The sequence below is a fragment of the Nocardia carnea genome (genome assembly GCF_029868855.1).
GTDB lineage: Bacteria > Actinomycetota > Actinomycetes > Mycobacteriales > Mycobacteriaceae > Nocardia > Nocardia carnea_A.
Genome location: NZ_JARWOV010000196.1, coordinates 1 through 3,541 on the forward strand (window position 1 = coordinate 1; position 3,541 = coordinate 3,541).

A 3,541-nucleotide genomic window follows, 5' to 3' on the forward strand; every position below is an offset into this window, starting at 1 on the left:
TACCGGTGGTGATCAGTTGCCGCAGGCTTGTCTCGATGTAGAACTTCCAGCCGCGGGAGCATGCCTCGAAACATTCCGATTCGGCGGAATTCAGGCCCTCGTGGGTGAAGCGGAGGGTGGCGCCTTCCGGGGTGGCGGTGAGGGGGGCCAACACCGGGACGCCCACCTCCTCGTGGGCGCGCTCCCACTGCTCGACGGTTTCGAAGGTCTTGGTGACCGGCATGATCATGTCCGCGCCGGCCTCGACGTAGGCCTGGGCGCGGCGGAGGGCGTCGTCGCCGCGGGCGTCGGTGCGGGCGATGAGCAGGACGTCGTCGGGGATGGAATCGCGGACGGCGCGGATCTTGCCGGTGGCCTCGGGGACGGTGATCAGGTCGACCGGGTCGCCCACGCAGATGGGGCAGGACTTGGGGGAGACCTGGTCTTCCATGAACATTCCGCCGACGCCTGCGTCCACGAACTTGGTGGCGGTGCGGGCGGCGTTCACCGCATTGCCATAGCCGGTGTCTATGTCGGCGACGAGGGGCAGTTTGGAGGATTCGCGGATCGTGCGGACTGCCTGGAGGTTCTCGGTCTGGGTGTAGAGCTCGGCGTCGGGGAGGCCGAGGGCGGCGGAGACCGCGAAGCCCGAGGCGCACAGGGCGCTGAAACCGGCCTGTTCGGCGAGGCGGGCGGTGAGGCCGTCCCATACGCCGGGGGCGTAGACGAGTCCGTTGGACGTGAGGTCTTTCAAGGTCGGGCTGCGCACCAGTCCACTCTCCGTTTCGCAATGCGGAATGCGTTTCGTTTTCTGCTAGGAGGACGGTAAGGTGGTGGGGGTCACAAAGTCAACCCCGATCGGCCGATGTGTTCGTAAGGTGGCGGCATCGATCGCACGAACCGTGGAAGTGAGTGAGAAGCAGTGGCTGTGCCCACCCCGCCGAAGGCGGCTGTGCCCACCGAGTCGGAGCCGACGGCAGGTCGTGACGTGGTGGGTGCTGTCCTCAAGGCATGCACGCTGCTCGGTCACTTCAGTGCCGACCGGCCCGTCTGGACGCTGAACGACCTCACCACCGCGAGCGGGATGAACAAGACCACGGTGTTCCGCCTGATGGCCACGCTGGTCCAGGCCGGCTGGGTGGACCGCACCGAGGAGGGTGCCTACCGGGTGGCGATGCCGGTGTTCGAGATCGGGTCCGCGGCGCTGGCGAAACTGGATATCCGTTCCGCGGCAAAGCCTTTCATGTCCGACCTGGCGACCGCTTTCGGGAACACCGCCTATTTGATGGTGCCCGCGGAACAGGGTGCGGTGTGCATCGACCTGCTCGAGGGCCGGAACTCGCTGGTGGTGGCCGGGATCAACGTCGGATCGGTGATGCCCTATCACGCGGCGGCGGGGCCGACGGTCATGCTCGCGCATTCGAAAGCACTGCAGGACCGGTGGATAACCGAGGATCTGCCCTCGATCACCGACCGGACGATCACCGATGGGGAGCGGCTCGCCGAGCACCTCGCCGAGATCCGGGAAGCCGGCTATTCGCTGAGCAACTCCGACTACCTGCCGGGGGTCGCCGCGGTGGCGGCACCGATCCTCGGGCGCGACGGTTCGGTGGTGGCGTCGATCAGCGTGGGCGGGCGGGCCGAAGAATTCGAGGGTGAGGCGCTCGCGCCGAAGATCGAGCGGGTATGCGACGCCGGAGCGCGGATCACCAGGATTGTGCAGGCATTACCGCGGGGTTGAGGGACGCGCCGATCCGTCGGCGGAGGTTCGGCCTGTCAGCCCTCGCGGGCGTCGATCAGGCCCTGGATATCGATCTTCTTCATCGCGTGGATCGCGTCCAGGATTCGTTGCGCGGCCTCTGGTTCGGCGTCGGCGAGTAATTCGTTCACGGCCTTCGGCAACACCTGCCAGCTGATACCGAATCGGTCGGTCAGCGAACCTCCTGGGCCCTCGCTCCCGCCGTCGGTCAGGCGTGTCCAGAGTGCGTCGACCTCGTCCTGGGTATCGCAGTCGACATACAGCGAAATGGCCCCGGTGAAGGTGAACCCGGGTCCGCCGTTGTAGGCGATGAAGCGTTGACCCGCGAGTTCGAAGACCACCGTGGCGGCCGTGCCGTCCGGGTTCCGCTGAATATCCAGGACGGCGGAGTCGGCGAACAACCCCGTGTAGTGGCCGGCGGCCTCTTCGGCGCGGCCGTCGAACCACAGAAAGGTACACACCTGCATTACTGATCTCCTCGGTATCGAGTAGGTGGGGTCAGCTGGAAAGGACCGGGTAGTCCTCGAGTTCGACGCTGCGGGCCAGCTTGTCCATGCCGCGGGGAACGAACCGCTTCGGCAGGTACGGCAGCAGTCGCACCGATCCGTTACGCAGCCAGAGCTGGAGGCGGGAGTCGGGCATCAGGCCACCGTCGCCCGCGCCGCGGGCGAATTCCTGCGCGCGGTCGGCGAACCCGCGCATCCGGCGTTCGTAGGCGGGATAGGCGAGGCGGTGATCACCGCCCGCGGCGGCGAGTTCGCCGGCCAGGATGTAGGCGCCCACGAGGGCGAGGCTGGTGCCGATACCGGACATCGGGGAGGCGCAATAGCCCGCATCGCCGAGCAGCACAGTCCGGCCGCGCGCCCAGGACTCCATATGGACCTGGTGAATACGGTCGAAGTAGAAGTCGGGTGCGTCCCAGATGGCCGGCAGGATCCGCGGGATCTCCCACCCATCGCCCTCGAAGGTGCGAACCACGAGCCGTTTCTGCTCGTCGATATCGTCGTGGCCGATCGGCAGCGGCTCCGAACGCAGGAAGAACCCGGCGACCGCGGTGCCCGGTTCGGCCCGGGGGCGCAGGCCGGCGGTGCGGCCGGGGCGGCCGTTACCGGCGGGGATGGTGTACATCAGCTGCCGGCCGTCGAGGTCCAGTGTCGTCGGGATGGTGAACAGCGATACGTAGCAGCCGAGGTCGCGGAGGTAATTCTGTTCCGGGCCGAACACCAGGAGGCGGGTGCCGGACCGGACGCCGTCGGCGCCGACCAGCAGGTCGTATCGCCCGGACCGGCCACTGTCGAACTCGACGTGTACGCCGTGCTCGTCCTGCCGGACCGTGCCGACCGAATCGCCGAAAATGTAGTCGGTGACATCGCGGGTCGTGTCGTAGAGAATCCGGGACAGATCGGTACGCAGTATCGCCATTTCGGCGACCGGCCCACCCGAATCACCGAATACGTCGGTGCTCATGGTCGCCACGTGCTTACCGGCGCGGTCGATGAACGCCATCCCGCGTGCCCCGGTATGTGCCCGGCGCACCTGGGCCACGATGCCCATCCGCTCGGCGACCTGCCGGGCGGTGCCGCGAATATCGACCGCGTGACCACCCGTTCGCGGCTCGGGTGCGCGCTCCACGACGGTGGGGTGGAAGCCGTACCGGTGCAGCCAGTACGCGAGGGTGGGTCCGGCGATACCGGCGCCGGATATCAGGATATTGCGGTTCTGCACAGGTCCTCCTGTGAACTGGGCGAGGTCGATGCCGCATGTCGACAAGGAAAAGGCGCCGGCGAGTTCTCCGGAGAACTC

General features: G+C 67.2%; 4 protein-coding genes. 1 reads left to right on the forward strand and 3 read right to left on the reverse strand.

The features are described 5' to 3' along the window. Window positions 1–748 (reverse strand): isocitrate lyase/PEP mutase family protein (locus QH195_RS18705; RefSeq protein ID WP_280436366.1); only part of this gene is annotated, 748 nt, incomplete at its 3' end. Window positions 749–907: 159 nt separating this feature from the next. Between QH195_RS18705 and QH195_RS18710 the strand changes: the two genes are divergently transcribed. After that, window positions 908–1,720, forward strand: coding sequence for an IclR family transcriptional regulator (locus QH195_RS18710; RefSeq protein ID WP_280436367.1), 813 nt, complete (start codon window positions 908–910; stop codon window positions 1,718–1,720). A 35-nt stretch (window positions 1,721–1,755) separates the two neighbouring features. Here the strand turns inward: QH195_RS18710 and QH195_RS18715 are convergent, their stop codons facing one another. Further along, window positions 1,756–2,205 (reverse strand): VOC family protein, encoded by a 450-nt coding sequence (locus tag QH195_RS18715; RefSeq protein ID WP_280436368.1) that lies wholly within the window; start codon window positions 2,203–2,205, stop codon window positions 1,756–1,758. 31 nt (window positions 2,206–2,236) lie between these two features. Beyond that, window positions 2,237–3,541 (reverse strand): FAD-dependent monooxygenase (locus QH195_RS18720; protein WP_280436369.1); only part of this gene is annotated, 1,305 nt, incomplete at its 5' end.

Excerpts from the sequence above, each read along its gene's own strand:
- QH195_RS18715 (WP_280436368.1), bottom strand. The coding sequence starts at position 2,205 with ATGCAGGTGTGTACCTTTCTGTGGTTCGACGGCCGCGCCGAAGAGGCC.